This window comes from Phytobacter sp. V91, assembly GCF_965644225.1.
Lineage (GTDB): Bacteria > Pseudomonadota > Gammaproteobacteria > Enterobacterales > Enterobacteriaceae > CBFFRJ01.
Genome location: NZ_CBFFRJ010000220.1, coordinates 1 through 4,376, shown reverse-complemented (window position 1 = coordinate 4,376; position 4,376 = coordinate 1). Strand labels below are relative to the sequence as shown.

Annotated in this window: 2 protein-coding genes; one reads left to right on the top strand and one right to left on the bottom strand. The window is 55.3% G+C overall.

Going from position 1 to position 4,376, the window contains the following annotated elements; all coding sequences use genetic code 11:
- Positions 1–96: 96 nt before the first annotated feature.
- Positions 97–2,394 carry a beta-glucosidase BglX gene (gene bglX / locus ACSZO4_RS24815; RefSeq protein ID WP_437891754.1) on the bottom strand — a complete coding sequence of 766 codons (2,298 nt, stop codon included), beginning with the start codon at positions 2,392–2,394 and terminating at the stop codon, positions 97–99.
- Positions 2,395–2,567: 173 nt separating this feature from the next.
- Between bglX and dld the strand changes: the two genes are divergently transcribed.
- Positions 2,568–4,274, top strand: a complete 1,707-nt coding sequence (gene dld, locus ACSZO4_RS24810) for a D-lactate dehydrogenase (protein ID WP_437891753.1) — start codon at positions 2,568–2,570, stop codon at positions 4,272–4,274.
- Positions 4,275–4,376: the final 102 nt, after the last annotated feature.

Sequence of the window (4,376 nt, the reverse complement as noted above, 5' to 3'; positions counted from 1 at the left end):
GCTCCCTGTTGTGGAAGCCGTTATAGTGCCGCAGATTAAGGATCGGTCAACCGATCCTTAACTGATCGGCATTACGCTTACGCGGCCTTTTGACGATTACTTCAGCTCAAACGCGCTTTGTTTAACGCGGGCGGAATCCACACCGATAAAGACATTGAATTTGCCGGGTTCAGCCGCATATTTCATGCGCTGATTCCAGAATTTCAGAGCATCAATGTCGATCGGGAAGCTGACGGTTTTTGTCTCGCCCGCTTTCAGATCCACCTTCTCGAAGCCACGCAGCTCTTTCACCGGGCGGCTCATTGATGCGGTTTCGTCCTGCAGGTACATCTGGATAACCGTCGCGCCATCACGCTTGCCGGTGTTAGTCACCTCAACGCTGGCGGTCACTTTGCCGTCGCGGGCCATGGTCGGCGCTGACATCTTCACATCGGAAACGCTGAATGTGGTGTAGCTCAGACCATAACCGAACGGATACAGCGGACCATTGGCCTCATCGAAGTAACGCGACGTGTACTTGTTTGGGTTGTCGGCATTATACGGACGGCCCGTATTGAGGTGGCTGTAATAAACCGGCACCTGACCCACTGAGCGCGGGAAGGACATCGGCAGCTTGCCGGACGGGTTGTAGTCGCCAAAGAGCACATCGGCAATGGCGTTACCGCCTTCGGTCCCGGCAAACCAGGTTTCCAGAATCGCATCGGCCTGTTGATCTTCTTTGACCAGCGCCAGCGGGCGACCGTTCATCAGCACCAGCACCAGCGGCTTGCCGGTGGCTTTCAGCGCCGCAATCAAATTACGCTGGCTTTGCGGAATGGTCAGGTCGGTACGGCTGGAAGCCTCATGGGCCATCCCCTGCGCTTCACCCACCACCGCAACCACGACATCGGCTTTCTTCGCTGCCGCAACGGCCTCGTCAATCATCGCCTGCGGGCTGCGTTTGTCCTGCACGACTGCCGGTTCATATTCGTTGAGGAAATCGACGATGCCTTGATCGTCAGTCACGTTTGCGCCACGGGCATAGATAACAGTCCCTTTGATGCCCATCGCATTGCGAATACCAGCCAGCACCGTCACCGACTGCCCGGCGACACCTGCGGCAGACCAGCTTCCCATCATGTCACGCTTGCTGTCCGCCAGCGCACCCACTACCGCCACGGTAGACTCTTTTTTCAGCGGCAGCGTCTCAAGGCGGTTTTTCAGCAATACCAGACTTTCACGCGCCACTTCGCGGGCCTCTTTGCGATGCAGACGGCTTTCGGCATTGGTATCTTTCGGGTCGCTCTCTTTCGCGCCAAGATGGCTGTAGGGGTCATTAAACAGCCCCATATCATATTTGACGTTAAGCACATGGCGGGCGGCATCATCCAGCTCAGCCATCGTCACCTGCCCGGACTTCACCAGCCCCGGCAAATACTTGCTGTAGTATTCATCGCTCATGCTCATGTTAATGCCGGACTTCAGCGCCACGCGCACCGCATCCTGCGGATCGGCCGCCACACCGTGCTTAATCAGTTCTTTAATCGCGCCGTGATCGGAAACGGTAATGCCCTTAAAGCCCCACTCGTCACGCAGCACATCTTTGAGCAGCCAGCCATCGGAGGTCGCAGGCGTGCCGTTCAGGGAGTTAAGCGCCACCATCACCGCGCCACTGCCCGCATCCAGTCCCGCTTTGTAAGGCGGCATATAGTCGTTGAACAGGCGCTGTGGGCTCATGTCGACCGTGTTGTACTCTTTGCCGCCTTCCACCGCGCCATATGCGGCGAAGTGTTTAACGCTGGTCATCACCGAGTAGCGATCTGCAGGGCTTTTACCCTGCATGGCTTTCACCATCGCCACGCCCATTTCGGTGGTCAGGAAAGTGTCTTCACCGAAGCCCTCTGAGGCACGGCCCCAGCGCGGATCGCGGGAAACGTCCACCATCGGCGCCCAGGTCATGTTCAGGCCGTCATCTGCCGCTTCATAAGCGGAAATGCGCCCCACGGTATTCACCGCATCGAGGTTGAAGCTGGAGGCAAGCCCAAGGCTAATCGGGAATACGGTACGCTGGCCGTGCAGCACATCGTAGGCGAAGAACAGCGGAATCTTCAGGCGGCTGAGCTGCATGGCCTGATCCTGCATCGCGCGAATATCCGGGCGGGTGACGGTATTAAAAATCGCCCCCACCTGATTTTTGCCAATCATCTCGCGGATAGCTTCTTTGGGATTGTCCGGGCCGACGCTGATTAAACGAAGCTGACCGATTTTCTCATCGACCGTCATCTTTTTAAGTAAGTCGGTGACAAACGCATCCCGCGCTTCAGGGGTCAGCGGATGATTGCCAAACATCTCTTCTGCCAGTGCAGGTTGCAACGCAAGACTCACGGCGACACCTACAGTACATAGCCATTTCATGTCGTTTATTCTCTCGTTTTTCAGACCACTGTTCGGCCAGACCATGAAAAAAACGCAGTGTGCCATAATCGTAGTCGGGGTTGCATGGTTATTCTCTTATTTTTCTGAGAATTACTCACTTGTCAGGACTATCCTTTAAGGCGAAATGATTCTTTCAGCACAAGGAATGGATAATGTCTTCCTCAATTTCTCAGGAAAACCCGGCCTTTATCGGCGAACTGCGGCGTATTGTCGGCCCCCATCATCTGCTTACCGATCCGGCAAAGACCGCGCGCTACCGTAAAGGCTTTCGCTCCGGCCAGGGGGATGCGCTGGCGGTGGTGTTCCCTGGCGCTCTGCTGGAGCTGTGGCGCGTGCTGGCCGCCTGTGTCAGCGCGGATAAAATAATTCTTATGCAGGCGGCCAATACCGGCCTGACCGAAGGTTCCACGCCGAATGGCAATGATTACGATCGCGATGTGGTTATCATCAGCACCTTACGTCTGGATAAGCTGCTGCTGATCGACAAAGGCGAGCAGGTTATCGCGTTTCCCGGCACCACGCTTTATGCGCTGGAAAAAGCCCTTAAGCCGCTGGGCCGTGAACCTCACTCGGTGATTGGCTCATCCTGTATTGGCGCCTCGGTGGTGGGCGGAATTTGCAATAACTCCGGCGGCGCGCTGATACAACGCGGCCCGGCGTGGACCGAAATGTCGCTCTATGCGCGGATTGACGAGAACGGCAAACTGCAGCTGGTGAACCACCTGGGCATTGACTGCGGCAGTACGCCTGAGCAGATCCTCGGTAAGCTGGATGATGAGCGGGTCAGTGATGCCGATGTTCGCCACGATGGCCGCCGCGGACACGATTCTGACTATGTTAACCGCGTGCGCGATGTGGATGCCGATACGCCGGCACGCTATAACGCCGATCCGGACAGACTGTTCGAATCTTCCGGCTGCGCCGGGAAGCTGGCCGTTTTTGCCGTCCGACTTAATACCTTCGTCGCCCGGTCACGCCAGCAGGTTTTCTATATTGGCACCAATCAACCTGAAGTACTAAACCATATCCGTCGCCATATTCTTAGCCAGTTTACTCACCTGCCAGTGGCCGGTGAATATATGCACCGGGATATCTATGACATCGCTGAAAAGTACGGCAAAGATACCTTCCTGATGATCGACAAGCTCGGCACCGATAAGATGCCGTTCTTCTTTACCCTTAAAGGTCGCACCGACGCCCTGCTGGCGAAGGCTTCGCTGTTCAGGCCTAACTTCACCGATCGCGCCATGCAAAAACTGGGACATCTCTTCCCCTCGCATCTGCCCGCGCGAATGAAAAGCTGGCGTGACAACTATGAGCATCATCTGCTGCTGAAGATGTCAGACGAGGGCATCAGCGAGGCTCAGCAGTGGCTGGCGACGTTTTTCCAGTCCGCCGAAGGGGATTTCTTCGCCTGCACTGCCGAAGAGGGCAACAAAGCCTTCCTGCACCGCTTCGCCGCCGCGGGCGCCGCCATTCGTTATCAGGCCGTACATGCCGATGAGGTGGAAGATATTCTGGCCCTGGATATCGCCCTGCGGCGTAATGATAACGACTGGTTCGAACATCTTCCGCCGGAAATAGACAGCCAGCTCGTGCATAAACTCTATTACGGCCATTTCTTCTGCCATGTTTTCCATCAGGATTATATTGTGAAGAAAGGCGTGGATACGCACGCTCTCAAGGAAAAGATGCTGGAATTATTGCGCCAGCGTGGCGCGCAGTACCCTGCGGAACATAACGTCGGACATTTATATGAAGCAGCGGAGAGTTTAAAACGCTTTTACCTGAAGAATGATCCAACTAACAGCATGAATCCTGGCATTGGCAAAACAAGCAAAAGAAAAAACTGGCAATAAGCGATTGCGTCGGCAGATCCTCACGACCTAAGGAAGGTGCGATTTAATCGTCAGTTATGAGAACATAAGGCTTTCTTTGCCATAGATTTTTCACGATGCCCG